At 62.4% G+C, this 18,878-nt stretch carries 13 protein-coding genes and 1 pseudogene; 9 read left to right on the top strand and 5 right to left on the bottom strand.

Going from position 1 to position 18,878, the window contains the following annotated elements; translation table 11 throughout:
* Nucleotides 1–13: 13 nt before the first annotated feature.
* Nucleotides 14–763: a histidine phosphatase family protein gene (locus tag BS630_RS16870; protein WP_077978311.1), complete on the bottom strand. Its 750-nt coding sequence runs from the start codon at nt 761–763 to the stop codon at nt 14–16.
* A 38-nt stretch (nt 764–801) separates the two neighbouring features.
* Between BS630_RS16870 and BS630_RS37045 the strand changes: the two genes are divergently transcribed.
* The 3 genes from BS630_RS37045 to BS630_RS16855 all read left to right on the top strand — a co-directional run bounded on the left by BS630_RS37045 (nt 802) and on the right by BS630_RS16855 (nt 3,248).
* On the top strand, nt 802–939 hold the full coding sequence (locus BS630_RS37045; RefSeq protein ID WP_158081414.1) for a hypothetical protein: 138 nt from the start codon (nt 802–804) through the stop codon (nt 937–939).
* Nucleotides 940–1,003: 64 nt separating this feature from the next.
* Entirely contained in the window at nt 1,004–1,816 is an 813-nt protein-coding gene (locus BS630_RS16860; protein ID WP_077978310.1) for a UDP-2,3-diacylglucosamine diphosphatase, read from the top strand.
* A 211-nt stretch (nt 1,817–2,027) separates the two neighbouring features.
* Nucleotides 2,028–3,248 carry an MFS transporter gene (locus BS630_RS16855; RefSeq protein WP_077978309.1) on the top strand — a complete coding sequence of 407 codons (1,221 nt, stop codon included), beginning with the start codon at nt 2,028–2,030 and terminating at the stop codon, nt 3,246–3,248.
* On the opposite strand, the gene dgcA is transcribed toward BS630_RS16855, so the two are convergent.
* Nucleotides 3,200–4,183: an N-acetyl-D-Glu racemase DgcA gene (gene dgcA / locus BS630_RS16850; RefSeq protein WP_077978308.1), complete on the bottom strand. Its 984-nt coding sequence runs from the start codon at nt 4,181–4,183 to the stop codon at nt 3,200–3,202. The two genes, BS630_RS16855 and dgcA, sit on opposite strands and share 49 nt — an antisense overlap.
* Before the next feature lie 102 nt (nt 4,184–4,285).
* Here dgcA and BS630_RS16845 point away from each other — a divergent pair, with 102 nt between their 5' ends.
* The 5 genes and pseudogenes from BS630_RS16845 to BS630_RS36560 all read left to right on the top strand — a co-directional run.
* Nucleotides 4,286–5,455, top strand: a complete 1,170-nt coding sequence (locus BS630_RS16845; protein ID WP_170268547.1) for an ABC transporter permease — start codon at nt 4,286–4,288, stop codon at nt 5,453–5,455.
* Between the two features lies 1 nt (nt 5,456).
* Nucleotides 5,457–6,299 (top strand): ABC transporter ATP-binding protein, encoded by an 843-nt coding sequence (locus BS630_RS16840; protein ID WP_020050174.1) that lies wholly within the window; start codon nt 5,457–5,459, stop codon nt 6,297–6,299.
* 9 nt (nt 6,300–6,308) lie between these two features.
* Nucleotides 6,309–7,679, top strand: coding sequence for an MlaD family protein (locus BS630_RS16835; protein WP_077978306.1), 1,371 nt, complete (start codon nt 6,309–6,311; stop codon nt 7,677–7,679).
* Between the two features lie 26 nt (nt 7,680–7,705).
* Complete coding sequence (locus BS630_RS16830) at nt 7,706–8,317, top strand: ABC-type transport auxiliary lipoprotein family protein (protein WP_077978305.1); 612 nt, start codon at nt 7,706–7,708, stop codon at nt 8,315–8,317.
* A gap of 42 nt (nt 8,318–8,359) precedes the next feature.
* A pseudogene (locus BS630_RS36560) lies at nt 8,360–8,530 on the top strand (sensor domain-containing diguanylate cyclase); the annotation flags it as partial.
* 27 nt (nt 8,531–8,557) lie between these two features.
* Here BS630_RS36560 and BS630_RS16825 read toward each other — a convergent pair.
* Entirely contained in the window at nt 8,558–9,433 is an 876-nt protein-coding gene (locus BS630_RS16825) for a D-alanyl-D-alanine carboxypeptidase family protein (protein ID WP_077978304.1), read from the bottom strand.
* Nucleotides 9,434–9,804: 371 nt separating this feature from the next.
* Here BS630_RS16825 and BS630_RS16820 point away from each other — a divergent pair, with 371 nt between their 5' ends.
* Nucleotides 9,805–10,554: an aminoacyl--tRNA ligase-related protein gene (locus BS630_RS16820; RefSeq protein WP_077978303.1), complete on the top strand. Its 750-nt coding sequence runs from the start codon at nt 9,805–9,807 to the stop codon at nt 10,552–10,554.
* A 54-nt stretch (nt 10,555–10,608) separates the two neighbouring features.
* Here BS630_RS16820 and BS630_RS16815 read toward each other — a convergent pair whose 3' ends face one another.
* Nucleotides 10,609–11,169 carry a cysteine hydrolase family protein gene (locus BS630_RS16815; RefSeq protein WP_077978302.1) on the bottom strand — a complete coding sequence of 187 codons (561 nt, stop codon included), beginning with the start codon at nt 11,167–11,169 and terminating at the stop codon, nt 10,609–10,611.
* 154 nt (nt 11,170–11,323) lie between these two features.
* On the bottom strand, nt 11,324–18,457 hold the full coding sequence (locus tag BS630_RS16810; RefSeq protein ID WP_077978301.1) for an apolipoprotein A-IV repeat region-like domain-containing protein: 7,134 nt from the start codon (nt 18,455–18,457) through the stop codon (nt 11,324–11,326).
* Between the last annotated feature and the right edge of the window lie 421 nt (nt 18,458–18,878).

The following is an 18,878-nucleotide window of genomic DNA, read 5'->3' as shown; positions in this document are numbered from 1 at the left end:
CCGATTTCAGGAATTATGCAGTCGGCTTCGGCGTGATCGTCACGTCGGCGCCATAGGCATCGCGCAGTTCGCCTTCCTGTCCCGGCTGCCGGTCGGCAGCCTGGTGCAGCAGGATTGACTCGTATCCTTGCGAGCGCGTCCCCTCGATCAGGGTGATATCGGCGTTTCCAGGATTGTCGGAGCGCTCGAACCACTCGACAGGGCGGTGCAGGAAGTTCATTTCGACCGCCCGATTGGTGACGCCATGACCGACGATCACGAGGTTGTGGTCGCTATTTTCGGCGTCGTGCATGACGGTCTGGAGGAATAGGCGCACCCGCTGCGCCACATCCGCCCGGCTTTCGCCATCCGGCGGCCGTGCGTAGAACTTGCCGCTGTTGCTGCGCAGCCTTGCCCATTTTTCGAACTCCTCGGGAAACTTCTGCTTCTGTTCGGCGTGTTCGTAGATTTCGGTGAAGAGACCGAAATCCTGCTCGCGCAGCAGATAATCCTCCCTGATATCGCCGACGAAGCTTTCCGGCAGGGCTTCGAGCAGCGCATCCTTGCTCTGCCGGGTCCTGAGAAAGGGCGAGTACCAGATATGCAGCTTGCCGAAACCCGCGCTCGGCAATGCCTTGAGATAGGAGGCGATCACGCTGCCTGCTTCGAGAGCCTGCCGATGGCCCCACCGCGTCAGCGGCACATTGTGATCGCCGAATTGGCGGTAGGCCTGTTCGTTGATATTGCCGAGGGATTCGCCATGGCGAACGAGAAAAAGACGCATCAGCCATCCCGCATTGTCGGATATGAATCGCCGCCATCATGAACGTCCTGAATGCGCAGGGCAACATGGCCGGCAGTCCTGGCAGCGACGGCCATGCGGCCGCGCGGCGACAGGCATTCTGCCAGCGCGGGATGATCGGGTTTGCAGGGCTTTTCCACACCTTGTCATCTTCCTGAAACACGAGTCTGGTTTTGGAAGGCTAGATGAAAGATGGGACATGAGCGGTAGCTCGTGAAAGACATGATGGAACCCAGACATTTCCGCACGCTCTTCATTTCCGATGTCCATCTCGGCTCGAAGGCCGCGAAGGCCGACTTCCTCTTGGATTTCCTGCGTCACCACGAGGCCGATACGATCGTGCTCGTCGGCGACATCGTCGACGGCTGGCGCCTGAAGCGCAGCTGGTACTGGCCGCAGGTCTGCAACGACGTCGTCCAGAAGCTGTTGCGCAAGGCGCGCAAGGGCACGCGCGTCGTCTATATTCCCGGCAATCACGACGAATTCCTGCGCGCCTTCCCGGGCATGCATTTCGGCGGCATCGAGGTCGTCGAGCGCATGATGCATGACGGCGCCGACGGCAAGAAATACCTGATCCTGCATGGTGACGAGTTCGACGTTGTCGTCCGCAATGCGCGACTGCTCGCCTATCTCGGCGACTGGGCCTATGACACTGCGATCCGCATCAATATCATCCTTGCGGCAGTGCGCCGCCGGCTCGGCATGCCCTACTGGTCGTTCTCGGCCTGGGCGAAGCTCCAGGTCAAGCATGCCGTCAACTTCATCGGCGAATTCGAGCGCGTCGTGGCCGAGGAAGCCCGCAAGCATGGCGCCGATGGCGTGATCTGCGGACATATCCATCATGCCATCATCCAGGATATGGACGGCATCCGCTACATCAACACCGGCGATTGGGTGGAAAGCTGCACGGCAGTCGCCGAGCACGAGGACGGCACGTTCGAACTGATCACCTGGCGGGCGCTCGCCAGCAGTGTGCCGGCGCTTGCCGCCATCGAAATGCATGACGAGGGTGAACTGGCCCCGCAGGCCGCCTGATTTTTCCGCCCAGGCTTTAAATGCCACGCGTCTGCTCAGATGCGCAACGGACGCCGTAGCACCTTGAGATTTTTGCAGTAGCAATTTGGCCGTTACCGTCAGGCGACAGGCCCTATTTATTTTCTAAAACGTTTCAGAACGGCTATTTCTCGCAATAGTCGCCTCCAAGGTGGTGTGTTAGGACAACGACGAGTTTCCTTCAGGTCCACCCATGATTCCCGCTCAAAATTCCCCGACGGGTGAGGGAGCGCCGCCGCGCTTCCGGCTGCTCAGCGCGCTTTCCTATTGCGCGCCGCTGCTCGTCAACGGCATCGTCCTGCCGTTCTTCCCCGTCTGGCTTGCGGGCCACAGCTTCAGCGACCACGAAATCGGTGTCATCCTGGCCGTTCCTATGGTGGTGCGCGTGCTGGTGGCGCCTGTTGTCGCCATGATCGCCGACCGGATGAAGGAGCGAGCCGATGTGCTGCTCTGGTCAGGTGGCCTGTCGCTGCTGACGGCGGTAGCACTTTACTGGACGACGACTTTCTGGCCTGTCTTCATCGTCTTTACGCTGCAAGGCGCCACCTTCGCGCCCTATGTGCCGGTCGTCGAATCGATCGTCATATCGGGCGTGCGCCGCTGGGGGCTCGATTACGGATCGATGCGGGTCTGGGGCTCGATTGCTTTCATCGTTTCGACGCTGGTTGGCGGCGAACTCATCAACCAGTGGGGCGGGGGGATGGTGCTGCCGATCATGATGTTCGGCTTTATCATGACCGTGGTCATGGCGATCTTCTGCCCGCGCATCGGGCCGACGCGGCGGCGAGGCCAGCCGATCGATCTTCCGGCCGCCACCGGCAGCGGCCTGCGTGAGCCGCACTTGCTGCTGCTCTTGATCGGCGTCGCCATCCAGCAATCGAGCCATGCGGTGCTCAACGCCTTCTCCTCGATCTACTGGCATCACCTCGGTTTTTCCGGTACCGAGGTCGGCCTGCTCTGGAGCGCCGGCGTCGCTTCGGAAGTGACGGTGTTCTTCCTGTCGAAGCGCCTCAGCCGTCGCTTCGACGCCTGGACGCTGATCCGCTTCGGCTGCGCCATCAGCGTCTGCCGCTGGATCCTGTTTCCGATGAATACGGGATTTGCCGGTTTCTTCCTGTTGCAATGTTTCCACGGCTTCACCTACGCCTTCGTGCATACCGGCGTGCAGCGGCGGATCGTGGCGACGGTGCAGGAGACGCAGGAATCCTCGGCGCAGGGCGCCTATTTCTTCTATGTCGGCATGGCGATGGCGCTGATGACCCTGGCGTCGGGTTATCTCTATGCCTCGCTCGGCGTCGTCAGCTATTACGTCATGGCCGTGGTGGCATTCACCGGCCTCGGCCTCGTCATCTCAGCCTATTACCTTCAGCCCCAGAGCGCGGTCTCGGGCGGAAAGACCAGGGAAGCGGCGTAGCGCAGGCCGGGTTCGCGGTCGCGGGCAAGCAGCAGCGGGCCGTCGAGATCGACGAAATCGGCGTTCTGGGCGAGTAATACTGCGGGCGCCATGGCAAGCGAGGTGCCGACCATGCAGCCGATCATGATGCTGAATCCAAGCCGTTCGGCCTCGGCCTTCATCGACAGCGCCTCCGTCAGGCCGCCCGTCTTGTCGAGCTTGATGTTGATCGCGTCGTAGCGGTCGGCAAGGCTTGCGAGATCGCCGGTGTGGTGGACGCTCTCATCGGCGCAGACGAGGAGCGGGCGGCGGATTTCGGCGAGCAGCCCATCGCGGCCGGCCGGCAGCGGCTGCTCGACGAGGGCGATGCCTGCTTCTGCGGCGATATGGAGATGACGCTCCAACACCGCTTCGGGCCAGCCTTCATTGGCGTCGAGGATGATTTCGGCATCGGGCGCGGCGGCGCGGACGGCGCGGATGCGGCTTTCATCGTCGCCAGTGCCGACCTTGACCTTCAGCAGGGCACGGCCGGCATGCTCGCGCGCCCGGGCGGCCATCACCTCCGGCTCACCGAGCGAGATGGTGATGGCGGTGGTGAGCGGCTGCGGAGCGGAAAGGCCGAGGCGGGCGGCGACGCTGTCTCCCGTCCGCTTCGCCTCAAGATCCCAGAGGGCGCAATCGACGGCGTTGCGGGCCGCACCCGGCGGCATGGCCGACAGCAGGTCGCGGCGCGAAATGCCGGCCTCGATCAACGGTCGCGCCGCTTCGATCTGGGCGAAAACGCTCTGCATGGTCTCGCCATAACGGCGATAAGGCACGCATTCGCCAAGCCCCTGCGCACCCTCTTCGACAAGCGTGCAGGTGATGACCTCGGCTTCGGTCTTTGCCCCGCGCGAGATGGTGAAGGTCCCGGCAATCGGAAAGGAATTCATCTGGATATCGAGGGTACGCGGCATTATTGCTCTCCTGCGAGCATGGAAATTGCACGGTGCTTCTGTATATTGACGCGCCGGGCGACGAACGATCTGCTTCGCGATTCGGCAATGTCGCTGTAAGCCTTGAAAGACACAAGTATCTTGAACGCCGAGAATCGCAACGCCGCCTCACTTGATGTGAACGACCAGGCTGATGGCTCGGGACAGCGTGTGCGTCTTCAGGGAAATTGGCGCAGCGCCTACATCCATCTGGTGCTGCGCGATTTCGAAAAGCTCCTGCAGAAGAAGACCGGCGACCTGACGGTAGACCTCTCGGACATATCGGAGATCGACACAGCCGGCATCTGGCTGCTGTGCCGGCTGAAGAAACAGGAAGAGGCGGGCGGGCGGGCGGTTCGCTTCGAAGGCACCAACCCGCATATCGACGAAATGCTCGAGATGTTTTCCGAGGAGCCGGCCAAGCCCGAGCCGGAGCAGACGGAGAAAGTCTCGCTTGCCGCGCGCATCCTCGCGCCGATCGGCAAAATGACCTATGAGGTCTGGGACAATTTCGCTGCCGCCATGTATATCCTCGGCTCGGCGGTGCGCGGCGCGCAGATGAAGTTCGGCCGCGGCAGTGGCGTTTCGCCGGCTTCCATCGTCAACCAGATCGACCATATGGGCGTTCGCGCCGTTCCGATCATTCTGTTGATGTCGTTTCTGATCGGGGCGATCATCGCCCAGCAGGGCGCCTTTCAGCTGCGCTATTTCGGCGCTGAGGTTTTCGTCGTCGATCTCGTCGGCATCCTGCAATTGCGCGAAATCGGCGTGCTTCTGACCTCGATCATGATCGCCGGCCGTTCGGGCAGTGCCATCACCGCCGAAATCGGTTCGATGAAGATGCGCGAGGAGATCGACGCGCTGAAGGTGATGGGGCTGAACCCGATCGGCGTGCTGATCTTCCCGCGGCTGGTGGCGTTGACGATTGCGCTGCCGCTTTTGACGGTGCTGGCGAATTTCGCTTCGCTGGGCGGGGCTGCCGCTGTCGCCTGGGGCTATTCCGGCATCACCTTCGCCAATTTCCTGTCGCGCCTGCACGAGGCGGTGACACTGTCGACGGTGCTCTCAGGCATGATCAAGGCGCCGTTCATGGCGCTGGTCATCGGCATCGTTGCCGCTGTCGAGGGGCTGAAGGTCGGCGGCAGCGCGGAGTCGCTCGGCCAGCACGTGACGGCCGCGGTGGTCAAGGCGATTTTCGTCGTCATCCTGATGGACGGGCTTTTTGCGATGTTCTATGCAGCGATCGACTTTTAGCATGGCGGACCGCGTGGACGAGAAACCGATCGATACGGAAGACAAGGACGAAAGGGACATCGTGCTGTCGGCGCGCGACGTCACCGTCGGCTTCGGCTCCAAGGTCGTGCTCGACAATCTGAACCTCAATATCTACCGCGGCGAGATCCTCGGTTTCGTCGGCGCGTCTGGCACCGGCAAATCGGTGTTGATGCGCACCGTGCTCAGGCTGCTGCCGCGCCGCTCCGGCACGATCAAGATCCTCGGCCAGGATTTCGACGAGCTCGACGAGCCGCAGCGCAACGCGCTCGACATGCGGCTCGGCGTGCTGTTCCAGCAGGGAGCACTGTTCTCGTCGCTGACGGTCAAGGAGAACATCCAGGTGCCGATGCGCGAATATCTCGACCTGCCGCGCTCGCTGATGGACGAACTGGCGCATCTGAAGATCCGCATGGTCGGGCTTGCGGCCGACGCCGCCGACAAATACCCGTCCGAACTGTCAGGCGGCATGATCAAGCGTGCCGCCCTTGCCCGCGCGCTGGCGCTCGATCCGGAGCTCGTCTTCCTGGACGAACCGACTTCGGGTCTCGACCCGATCGGCGCGGCTGAATTCGACGAACTGATCGCCAACCTGCGCGATAGTCTGGGACTGACCGTGTATATGGTCACGCACGACCTCGACAGCCTGTTTTCGGTCTGCGACCGTATTGCCGTGCTCGGAAAGAAGCGGGTAATGGTGGAAGGCACGATCGACGATATGCTGGCCTATGACGATCCGTGGGTGCAGGCCTATTTCAAGGGCAAACGGGCGCGGTCGATCGTGCCGCAGGACGATGGCGCGCGGCACGGCAGCAGCGGGAAGTGACCGGATAAGATGGAAACCAAAGCCAATTACACGATTGTCGGTTTTTTCACGGTGCTGGTGATCGCGGCGGCCTTCGGCTTCGTCTACTGGATGGCCGAATATGGCCGAGGCGGCCCGATGACGGAGTTGATCGTTCGTATTCCGGGCTCGGCCAACGGCCTCAGCGTCGGTTCGCCGGTGCGCTTCAACGGCATCCAGATCGGCTCGGTGCAGACGCTGTCGATCGATGCCGACGATCCGCAATATTCGCTGGCCTTCACCCAGGTCCGTACCGATGCGCCGATCTACCCCTCCACCAAGGCAGCCCTTGAAATCCAGGGTTTGACCGGGGCTGCCTATATCGAACTCTCGGGCGGCCGCAAGGGCGAGGAAAGCATCCTCCAGCATGCGATCGACAATAACAAACGCGCCGTCATCGTCGCCGACCAGTCGAGCGTCACCAATCTTCTGGCGACGGCCGACAAGATCCTCGATCGGGCCAACGACGCGGTCGGTGAACTTCAGGGTTTCATCGAAGATTCGCGCGGGCCGCTGACCGAGACTTTCAAGAATGCCGAGACGTTCTCGGATGCGCTTGCGAAGAATTCCGGCAATATCGACGCCTTCCTGCAGAGTGTGGGTGAGCTCTCCAATACGGTGAAGGCCGTGTCCGGCCGTGTCGATTCGACGCTTCAGGCCGTCGAATCGCTGGTCAAGGCGGTCGATGCGCAGAAGATCGACAACATCGTCTCCAATGCCGAGAAGATCACCGCCAATGTCGCCGATGCCTCAGGCGACCTCAAAGGGGCGATCCAGAAGTTCGACCAGACGGCCACCACCTTCAACGATTTCGGCAAGCAGGCGCAGGCGACGCTCGATCGCGTCGATACGCTCGTTGCCCAGATCGATCCTGCGAAGGTGAAGGGCTCTGTCGACGACATCGCGCAGGCAACCAAGGATGCGCGTACGGCCGTCGCCTCGATCCGTGATGTCGCCAACACCGTTTCGCTGCGCCAGAAGGACATCGACCAGACGATCCAGGACGTCTCTCAGCTTGCCAACAAGCTGAATTCGGCGTCGACCCGAATCGACGGCATCCTCATCAAGGTCGATGCGCTGCTCGGAACCGACAATACGCAATCACTGTTTGCCGAGGCGCGCAATACGCTGGAATCCTTCAAGAAGGTGGCCGACAACCTGAATTCGCGGATCGGGCCGATCGCCGACAATCTGCAGAAATTCTCGAGCGGTGGCTTGCGCGACGTGCAGACTCTGATCAATGACATGCGCGGAACCGTGGGCAATCTGAACGATACGATCAGCAACTTCGACCGCAATCCGCAACGCCTGATCTTCGGCGGGGACACGGTCAAGCAATATGACGGCCGGACGCGGCGTTAAACTTGGGAAGTCAGGGGTAGCCTAATATGGTCGCATCGCATCTGTTGTCGCGCCGTTCTTGGATCAGGGGAACGGTGATCGCGCTGCCGCTGACGGCGCTGATCCTTTCCGGGTGCGGCACCGCGGCCAAGAACGATACTTATGATCTTTCCGCTGCCGTCGACGGCAGCGGACCCGCGGCAAAATCCCGCCAGATCCTGATTGCCAGCCCCACGGCGCTAAGGTCGCTCGACAGCGAGCAGATCGTGATCCGTGTTTCGCCGTCGGAAATCCAGTATCTCTCAAAGGCGCAGTGGGGCGACAAGCTGCCGCGCATAGTGCAGTCGAAGCTGGTGGAAGCCTTTGAGAACTCCGGCAAGCTCGGCGGCGTCGGCATGCCGGGGCAGGGGCTGGCGATCGACTATCAGGTCGTCACCGATATCCGCTCCTTCGAAATAGATGCTTCGAACGGCAATCAGGCGGTGGTCGAAATTTCCGCCAAGATCCTCAACGACCGCAACGGCTCGGTGCGCGCCCAGAAGGTGTTCCGCGCCATGGCGCCGGCCGGCGGTGACAATGAAGGTTTCGTCAAGGGCCTCGACCGCGCCTTCTCCGCGGTAGCCTCCGAGATCGTCAGCTGGACGCTACCCTTGATCTGACCGGCGTTTGCACGACGGCGCCTCGATCCGCGCCTTGCTTTGACGATCGACTGCACCGTCAAAGCCATCGGCTCGGAGAGCGCCGGCATTTCAGTCTCGAATACATCAGGCATTCCTTCGGAATTCATTCTGCCTATCAGAGGCGAAGGATTCGAAACGAATTGCAGGGTGATCGCGCAAGACCGGCAGCATCTGGAAGTGGCTTTCAGGTAACCTGTCGGCAGGTCTCCGCTCATCGATCTACTTCGTCGGTTGCGAATCCGTCATCGTCGCTCCCGGCTGATTACCCGGTATGGTGGAAGCTGTGGCGTTTGATGACGGCGACAGGGTGCTGTCCAGCAGGCTTGCCATCTTATCGTCGCGTATGCTCGCGGTCTTTTCGCCCATGACGACGCCGACCACGCGGCGGCCATCCTTCAGGGCCGAGGTCACGACGTTGTAGCCCGATGCATCGGTGTAGCCTGTCTTGATGCCGTCGACGCCATCATAGCGATACATGAGGTTGTTGTGGCCGCGCAGCTTCATGCCGCGGAACTGGAAGCCGCGCATGGAGAAGAGCTTGAACTCCTCAGGGAAGTCCCGCATCAGCGAAACGCCGAGCGTCGCCATGTCCCGCGCCGTGGTGACCTGCTCCGGATCGGGAAGGCCCGACGGGTTCTTGAAGACCGTATCCTTCATACCGAGCTGGCGCGCCTTGTCGGTCATCGTCTTGGCGAAGGCCTGTTCGGTGCCACCGAGCTGTTCGGCAATCGCCACAGCCGCATCATTGGCGGAGAGCACGACGATTCCTTCGACCGCTTCGCGCAGCGTCACCTTGCGGCCGGCGCCGACAGCGAGCTTGAAAGGCTCCTTGCTCTCGGCATTTTCCGACATGGTGAGCTTCTGGTCCCAGTTGAGGCGTCCGTCATGCAGGGCCTCGAAGGCGAGGTAGAGCGTCATCATCTTGGTCAGCGACGCCGGATAGTTCAGATCGTCCTGATTGGAACCTTCGAGGACCTGGCCGGACTGGGCATCCACGACGAAGCTTGCCTGGCCTGCCTGAACCTGAGTGAAAGCGCCCATCAGGAAAAAGGAAGAGAGCGCGGTAGCGAGGAGCCGGGATGTCGTCTTGGTCATCAATGTTGCTGTCTCTGTCGTTTGGATGGCGGAGTGAGCCGTTCTGTTTGAATATGAGCGGATCAGAAAAGTTTGTGACGGAATGAAGGACAGCGGGCAATAAAAAAGGATCTTCCACAGCTCATTCCTTTTGTCTCACCCTCTTCGGTTTTGACAATGATGCGTACGGCACGTAGAAAATGCACCATGAGCATGAAGCGCGTGACCTTCTCCCGTCATATCAGCACCTGCCCGCAGGTCGCGATTGTGCGCGCTCTTCGCGGACGAGGTCTTCGCGTCCTGCTGTGACGTCAGGGCGCTAGGCGCCCGGCGCGCTGCTGGACGTAAAGCCCCTCACCACGTCAATCAAGGTTGCCAGGGAGACAGGCACCGTGCTCAATATTTATCATGTCAATTCGCTCGTCCATTGGGAGGAGCGCGAGATCCATTTGCGCGATCATATGATCGGCTTCTTCTCGCAAGAGGTCCGCAGCTTCCTCAGATCCGTCAATCCGGCCTGGGATGTCAGGAGGGTCGAGGCGCCGGCGCTGATGCCGCGGTCGCTGGTTTCAAGTGCCTATTCGAACGCCGATATCTGGATCCAGGAACAGCTCTCCACCAGCGATATCGCGCTGGTGCTGAGACCGGAGACCACGCCGTCGACCTACCTCTACATGCAGCATATTCTCGGCAATCACTCGAAGACACGGCTGCCGCTCTGCGTCTGGCAGGCCGGCAGATCCTATCGCCGCGAGCAGGAACAGCCGAGCAAACACATGCGGCTGAAGGAATTCTGGCAGCTCGAATTTCAATGCGCCTACACGGCCGACAGCGGCAACGACTATCACGCCGCCTGCCTTGAGCCGGTCCGCCGGATGATCGCATCGCTGATCCATCTGCCGACGCGGATCGTACCCTCCGACCGGCTTCCGGCCTATTCCGAGGTGACTGTCGATATCGAGGTCGACAATGCCGACAAGTGGATGGAGGTCTGCTCGATCTCCCGACGCACGGACTTTCCGCAGCGCTACCAGTCGCAGCCCAAAAAGGGAGCGGCGGTCGACCATGACGTGCTGGTGCTTGAGATCGCCATCGGTCTCGATCGGTGCCTCTACAACTGGAACATAGCGGCCGATCGATGAGATATCGGAAGCCGGGGCTGCCAAGCAGTCCCGGTTCTCCTGCAGCCCGAAAATTTATGAAAAGGCTATCTCGGCGGCGGGACGGATTTCTACCGTCGCCTTGCCCGCATCGAAACCATCGAGTGTTTCGTTGTGATGGGCAATGATCTCGGAAAAGGTCAAGGTCGCCGTGTCACCGGTCGTGTGACCATCGGCAATCAACGTCACGTCATATCCCAGCGACACGGCACGCCTGACTGTCGTGTCGACGCAAAATTGCGACATGCATCCACCGATGACGAGGTGGGTGACCGATCGTTCGTCCAGGCGTTCGGCAAGGTCGGTCTCGAAGAAGGAGTCGGCGCTTTTCTTGCGCACAACGACCTCGGCCTGCCTCGGCGCGACCTCGTCGCGCAGCGCCCAACCTGGCGTGCCGACAGCCAATCGATGGCCGCTATCGCCGTCATGCTGAACGAGTACGATCGGCGCGCCCGCCTGCCGAGCTTTTTCCTGTAGTGCTGCCAGCCGCGCGATGGTCTCATCAAGTGCGGCATCAATATGAGGTTGTCGCTCCGGCGAGGCTTTGTCGCTAAGGATCGCATTCTGCACGTCGATGATCAGAAGGGCCTTGGTCATTTCTGGGAGGTTTCCGTAGCTGGACGGCGGATGGTTTCGTTTGGGAATACCTGTTTCGTTTCTCCGCAGAGAGGCCTAATCACACCCGCATTATAGAACGAAAGCCGCCTGACACGTGTTCAGGCGGCTTTCCAATCGCGGGTACCAGTCAGGATCAGCCGAGCCTGCCTGCGGCATGAGCGAGCATGGTGTAGACCTTGCCCGTATCCGAGGTAAGGTAGGACTGCGTTACCGTCCGGTTCGGGTCGGTGCGAGCGACGTCAGCGAGCAGCTTTTCGAAATCACCGATGTAGCGGTCGACGGCGGTGCGGAACTCCGGTTCGCGGTCATATTTGCGCTTGATCTCGTCGAAGGTCTGCTGGCCCTTCAGCGTGTAGAGGCGGCGGGTGAAGACGTCGCGCTCGCCGCGCTGATAGCGGCGCCAGAGATCGACCGAGGCGTCATGGTCGATGGCGCGGGCGATATCGACCGAGAGCGAGTTCAGTGATTCGACGACGTGGCGTGGATTACGGCTGTCATTGCTGCGCGCGGCCGGTGCGGCAGTTTCCGCCGGGCGGGCAGGAACACGGGCGGCCGCGGCCTCGTCGGCGGCGTCCTCACGCGATGCGCCACGCAGGAGATCGCTGATCCAGCCGCCGCTTTCCGGACGAGTCGGCTCTTGGCGATCTGTTCCCGGGCGACCTGTTTCCGGGCGGCCTGTTTCCGGGCGAGCGGGGGCAGGCGGCGGCGCGGCGCGCTGGGGGGCGGCGGCCGGCGCAGACGGTGCGATCGTTCCGCGCAGACCTGTCGCTTCGATCGGCGGGGGTGCTGCCGGCTGGGCTGCGACCGGCTGGGCGGGACGCGGGGCCGGCTGCACCTGAGCGAGCGTGCGGGCGACGGGCTCGGAGATTTCAAGCTGCTGGCTGGAGCGGCCGACGAGCTGGGAGATATCCTGCAGCGCCTTGATCTGCTCGGCGACGGCCCGGCGCATGGCCGAGGCGCTTTCCTTGGCTTCCTCGGGAAGATCGAAGGCGCCGCGCTTCAGTTCGGCGCGGGTGGCGTCGAGTTCGCTGCGGATGTCGGCGGCGGAGCGGCGGATATCCTCTGTGGCTCCGGAGAAGCGGCCGACGGCATCATCGATCGCTTCGCGTAGCGCTTCGCGCAGGTGCTGGGCGGCGCCGTCGGAGGCGCGGCCGGCTTCGCCGAGCATGCGCTCGACTTCCGACAGCGAGGCCGTGAGACCGCCGCGAATGCGATTGGAGAGATCGCCGGAACGGCGCTCGACATTGGCAAAGGTGCCGTCGATCGTCGTATTGGCCTCGTCGCCGGCGCGGGCGATTGCCTCGCGCATCGTCTCTGCCGCTTCCTGGGCGCGCTTCTCGGTATCGGTGAGAATGCGGCCAATATCGGCGAAGGAGGATTGCACGCCCTCGCGCAAATTGCCGGTAACCTGGCTGGAGCGTTGCTCTGCCCGTTCGAACACGGTCTCGATCATGCTCCCGAGGCCTTGCATGGTCTTTTCGATCTCCGCAGAGCGCGAGACGAGGCCGACCGAGAGCGTCTGCAGAGCGCTCTCGCGCTCCTCGAGCGTCGAGGCGAGGTTGGACTGGGCGGCGCCGAGAAGCTGCGAGGCCTGGGTCAGAACCTTGGAGTGTTCGTCGAAGCGGCCGATGATGCCGCCGACCTGTGCCAACGTCTGGCCCGAGATGTCGGAGAGGCGATCGACCTTGCCTTCGAGAAGCCTGGTCGAGGCGGAGACCATTTCGGCGGCCTTGGTGGCCGAGTCGGCAAAGCGCGTGGTGGTATCTCCGAGACGGCCGTCGACGCTGGCCAGCTGCTCAGCGGCGCGGTTCATCATCATCGCCATCGCCGCACTGCTTTCCGACATGCGCTCGACGAGGCCGTTGACATTGCCGACCAAGCTATTCTCGATCGCGCTGACGGCATTGGCGACATTCTCGGTTCGGGCGGCAACGGCGCTGGCGAGCGCTTCGTTTTCGGCGCGCAGACGATCGGCGCTGAGGTTGGCCGCAGCGGTGATGCGGGCGGCGGCCTGCTCGCCGGCATCGGTGTACCGGTCGATGATCGGACGGGCCGTTTCGTCGAGGATGCGCGTCAATTCGACCGAACGGCCTGATAGCATCGAGTTAAGGTCGCGGGTACGCTCTTCGAGCGTGGAGCGGATCGAGTTGCCGCGCGCTTCGAGCGCCCGGTCGATGTCGGAGAACGTCGTATCGATCTCGCGGGCACGCTCCTCGAGATTGGTGCGAATGGCGCTGCTGCGAGCTTCGAGCGCGCGGTCGACGTCCGCCATGGTGGCCGTAATCTCGCTGCCGGCGCCCGACAGTGTCGAGCGGATGGCGTTACCGCGTGACTCCAGAGACTGGCCGGCATCCGACAGCACCTTGGAGATGGCATTGACTTGCGTGCCAACGATGGTCTCGGCCTCGGCGACCTTGTTGACGATGGCGTTGCCGGCTTCCGAGAAAGTCTGGGCGACGGCAGCGGCCTGGCTTGCCAGCCGGTTCTGAGCTTCGGCGACGCGAGTGACGATCTGCGACGAGCGCTCATCCATGGTGCGGGTGAATTCGTCGCTTTTCACATTGAGATCCTCGGCGAATTGCTGGCCGGTCTTGCCAAGCAGTTCGGTGGTTCTCGTCGCTTCGCCTTCCATTCCCTGGGCCGCGTCGGCAACTGCGCTGCGCAGCGTCGAGGCGAGACCAGCGGCCTTGCCTTCGATGGTGCGGTTGACGGCCTCGAGGCCGACGGTCAATGCACGGTCCATCGTAGAGAGGCGTTCCTCGATGCGTTCATTGCCGCGGTCGAGCGTTTCGGCGAGGCTCGCGGTGCGGCCATCGATGGCGCCGGTCAGGCTGGTGGTTCGGCTGTCCAGCGTCTCGGCCAGATTGGCGGTGCGGCTGTCGATCGCCTGAGTGAGGTTTGCGGCACTGCCTTCGAGCGTCGCCGAGATGCGCTGCGTGGCGTCGTTGCTGAGCGCGCCGAGACGAGAGACGCCGTCGGCAAGCACGCCGGAGAGCTGGCCGCTGGCCGCTTCGACCTTTTCGGCAACGCCGCCGACGCCGTCGCGGATGCGGGTCTCGATCGCCGCAAGACCGGCTTCCACACGCGCTCCGGTTTCTTCAAAACGGCCCGTCAGGCTTTCTACCGACCGATCGAGATGGGTGGACAAATCCTGGGTGGAGCTCGAAATCGCACTTGCCGCCTCCTGGAAGCGGCCGGCGATCTGGCCGGCGCCTGCATGCATGCGATCTTCCAATGTCTGGGCGCCGGCATCGATCGCCTGGCGGATCGCGGCCTCACGGTGCTCCAGCGACAATTCGAGCATGCCGACACTCGTCGCCACCGAGGTGCCGATGCTGGTCGCCTGTTCGGCAAGCGTATCGCTGATCAGCGCATGGGCCTGGTTCAGCGATAGGTCGATGGCGTTGGCGCGGTCTTCGAGCGTCGTGCGGATGCGCTCATGGGCAGAGGCGAGTCCGCCCTCGATGCGCGCCGCGGCCTCGTTGGCGAGGCCTCCGAGCCGCGTATGTGCATCGGTCAGGCGGCCTTCGATGCGGCCGGTCAAGCCGCCGACGAGATCCTCGAAGCGGGCGCCGCCGGCATCGAGAACGCCCGAGAGGGCAGCGCTATGCTCGGAAAGCGCATTTTCGAGCCGCTGCTGATTGTCGGTATAGGCGGTGCGGATCGCATCGGTCTTGTCGGAGAAGGCACCGGCGACTCGTGCCTCGGCACCGGAGACGGCCTCCATGATGGCGTTGCTGCGGGCTTCGAGCACGCTGTCGAAGCGGCTCTGGTTATCATCGAGCGAAATGGCAAGCGCCATGGTCTTTTCGTCGAGCGTATCGGTGAGCCGATCGTGGGTTGCCGTCACGGCGCCGATGATCGCGGCGGTACGGTGGCCCAAGGCTTCCTCGAGGCGGGTCTGGCCTTCGCTCAGCGAGGCGGCGAGGGCGGCAGCCTTCTGGTCGAGTACACCGTTCAGGCCAACATGCGTGCCGGAAACCGCATTGGTGATCGCATCGGCGCCTGTTGTCAGCGTTTCCTCCAGACGGCTCTGGCTCTCGTTCAGCGAGATGGCAAGCGCCATCGCCCGATCGTCGAGTGTCTCGGACAAGCGGTCGTGGGTGGCGGAGACTGCATTCAGGAAGGATTCCGAGCGGCTCTCCAGCGTATCCTGCAGGCGGCTCTGACCCTCGTTCAGTGAGGCGGCGATCGCCGTCGCCTTTTCGTCGAGCGTTTCCGAGAGACGGTCGTGCGTGCCGGACACAGCCTTGAGGAAGGCTTCGGAACGTGCTTCCAGCGTGTCTTCGATCCGCGACTGGCTCTCATTGAGCGAGATGGCGAGCGTCATCGCCTTCTCGTCCAGCGTCTCGGACAGACGGTCATGCGTGCCGGAGACCGCATTCAGCAGGGCCGCCGAGCGGGTTTCCAGCGTGTCTTCGATACGCGTCTGGGTTTCGTTGAGCGAGATGGCGAGTGCCATCGCCTTTTCGTCCAGCGTGTCGGAGAGGCGATCATGGGTGCCCGAGACGGCGTTCAGCAGGGCTGCGGAGCGGGTTTCGAGCGTATTCTCGATACGGGCATGGCCTTCGCTCAGCGAGGTGGCAAAAGCTGCCGCCTTGCCGTCCAGCGTGTCGGAGAGGCGATCATGGGTGCCGGAGACGGCGTTCAGCAGAGCGGCGGAGCGGGTTTCAAGTGTCTCCTCGATACGGGCCTGGCTCTCGTTCAAGGACATGGCGAGCGCCATCGCCTTTTCGTCAAGCGTCTCGGCAAGACGGTCGCGCGTGCCGGATACAGTGTTCAGCAGTGCCTCGGCGCGCGTTCCAAGCGCGTCCTCGATGCGGGCATGGCGCTCGTCGAGCGAGGTAGTAAGGGCGGCCGCCTTCGTATCCAGCGTTTCCGACAGTCGCTCATGCGTGCCCGACACGGCGTTGAGGAAAGCGGTGGAGCGGGTCTCGAGCGTATCCTCGATGCGGCTCTGACTTTCGTTGAGCGAAATGGCGAGCGCCATCGCCTTTTCGTCGAGTGTTTCCGAAAGGCGGTCATGGGTGCCGGAGACGGCGTTCATCAGGGCAGCGGACCGAGTTTCGAGCGTGTCCTCGATGCGGGCCTGGCTTTCATTCAGGGAAATGGCAAGGGCCATCGCCTTTTCGTCAAGCGTCTCGGCAAGACGGTCATGGGTGCCGGAGACGGCATTGATGATGGCGTCGGAGCGGGTCGTCAGCGCTTCCTCGAAGCGGCCGTGATGGGTGGTCAGCGCCTCGATCAATGCGCCGCCGCGCTCTGCCATGACGCTGTCGATACGGCCGTGGGCCGTGCCGAGCGCCTCGCTGATTTCGGCCGCACGGGCGGTAAGCACGCTGCTCAATTCCTCGGCGCGACCGCCGAAGGCAGTGGTCACCTGCTCGGTGCCAGCGGCGACGGCAGTCGTCAGATCGGTGGTGGTGGTGCGCAGCGTGTCGCGGAATTCGGCCGAGCGTGTCTGAAGGTTGTTCTGCAGCTCAGAGGTGCCGGTCGCAAGCGCCAGCGCGATTTCCGAGGTCGCGCTCTGCAGCGCAGAGGTCAGCTCGCCGGTGCGGCTGGTGAGCGCGCTGGTGATTTCGTCCGCGCGGCTGCCGAGCGTGCTTTCCAGCACTTCGTGGCCGGTGGCGAGCGCGGTGGCGAGCGCCAGCGACTGGTCTGATATCGACGAACCGAGCCGGTCGATGCCGGAGCTCAGAATGCCGTCGATCGAATCCGAGCCGCCGGTCAGCGTCTCGTTGATACGGGCGAGGCTCTCCATCAGCTTGGTGTCGAGTGAACCGGTGCGTTTGTCGAAGGCGCTGGTGAATTCGGAGACGCGTTCGTCGAAGGCAGTCGACAGCTGGGCGACGGTCGTCTGCAGCCGCTCCTCGAAGAAGCCGGAGCGCACGTCGAGATCCATGACGGCGTCATCGGCGGTGGTCTGCAGGCTCTGGCGGAAGCTTGCGCCCTTTTCGTCGAGCGCGCTGTTCAGCTTCGACAGCACGTCGTCGAGCGTGCCGCCGATGGTGCGTTCGCCTGACGTCAGGCTCTCATTGATCTCGCGGGTGCGCGCAATCAGTATCTCGTTGAGCTGGTGCGTACGCTCGTTCAGCGCCGCATTCAGCTTTTCGGTGCTGCTATCCATGGTCGAGGCGCGCGTCTCGAACTGGCTGAGCAGCCTTTCGCCATGATCGTTGAGATTGACGGAGAGGGCTTCGAGGCGGTTGTCGAATTCGGTGGCCAGCGCGAAACCCGAAGCGTTCAGTGTCTGCAGCAGGGTATCGGTCTTGGCGGCGAGCAGGCTGCCCATCGACTGCAGGGCGCTGTCCGATTTTTCCAGGATCGTCGCGGCGCGTGTATCGATCAGCGAGGCGAAGGCTTCGCCCGATGTGGCAAGCCGCACCGCGATCTCTTCGGTCGCAAGCGACAGCTCTTCCTTCAACTGGTCGTGCACGCTGCCGATCGAGGTGCGGATACGGTCGGCATGGTTGACGATCGCCTCGCGCTCGGAGCCGAGTTCGTGGACGAGGCCGCGAACGCGCAACTCGTTGTCGGCATAAGAACGTTCAAGCGCATTGACTTCGGAATGGACGAGCGTTTCCAGCTCGGAGGCACGCGCGATGGTGCGCTCGATGCCTTCATTCATGGCCGAGACCTCACGGCGCACGGCCTGGCCGACGGTCATGATGCGCTCGGAGGCGATGGTTTCCGGCTCTGCCAGGCGCAACGCCACCTCTGCCATGGAGCGGGCGGCGTTGCGCATGTCCTGGGCGCGGGAGATCATGATGGCGAAGGCATAGAACATCATCACGGGAATGATGATGCCGACGAGGCCGGCGATGACGCCAGGCAGGGCGACTAGATCGGCGAGCGAACGGATCTGCCAGATCTGCGGAGCATAAAGCAGCGACATCAGGCCGAGGCCGGCCATGACCCAAAGCACGGAAAACAGGGTGGCGGTACGCACCGCCGAGCGGCTGGAGGCGCCGTCAAAGGATTTCAGGATAGAGGCGGGCGTATTGCGGCTGGCATCGTTGGCGGGCGCGAAAGCCGGACCCCTGGAAGCCTGCTCGCCAGCGGCACCGCGGCGGCTGCGGCGCTGCGCTTCTTCCTGGGCCTGCTGGTTACGCGCATTTACTGGATCAGACACATTAGCCTCCGGGGCCTGGGGCGCGTCGCCGCGGCGAGACGGTACGTTATCCTTGCTAAAGTCGATCTGGAGCGCCTCGTCCAATGCCTTGAACGCCTTGTCCTCAATTGACTCATTATATTTGTTGTTCGCCATTCGGTTATGCCTCGTTACTGTCAGCCAGTCCGACAGCGCATCCTGGGCTTCCGCCTCACCCGGGAACAACTTTGCCGTTCCAGCCCTCCATCCCAACGAAGGACGGATAAGCATGTCATTTCAGAGTAGATAGCCGCTTTTTCAAACGGAAGGTATCAAAACACTACCATTATCCACTCGCTCGGCAAAGGCGCGTACCATAAACCCGCTCCACCAGTATCGTAGTGACACATCTGGGCTCTTCACACAATTAATGAAGGCTTGAGATTCATGGCTCGTTAACTCGTTGTTAACACCTTTGAATCCTAGCTACGGCTTAAAAACCAATAATTTAGGGATATTTAACGGACGTTAACCATATGGCGAGATTTCCACCCGGAATGTGCCGGAATTTAACGTGATGGCCACCCTCCTGTCGCAG

The organism is Rhizobium laguerreae (assembly GCF_002008165.1).
Taxonomy (GTDB): domain Bacteria; phylum Pseudomonadota; class Alphaproteobacteria; order Rhizobiales; family Rhizobiaceae; genus Rhizobium; species Rhizobium laguerreae.
The sequence above is the reverse complement of the archived record's forward strand: the minus strand, read 5'-3'. Positions and strand labels throughout refer to the sequence as shown.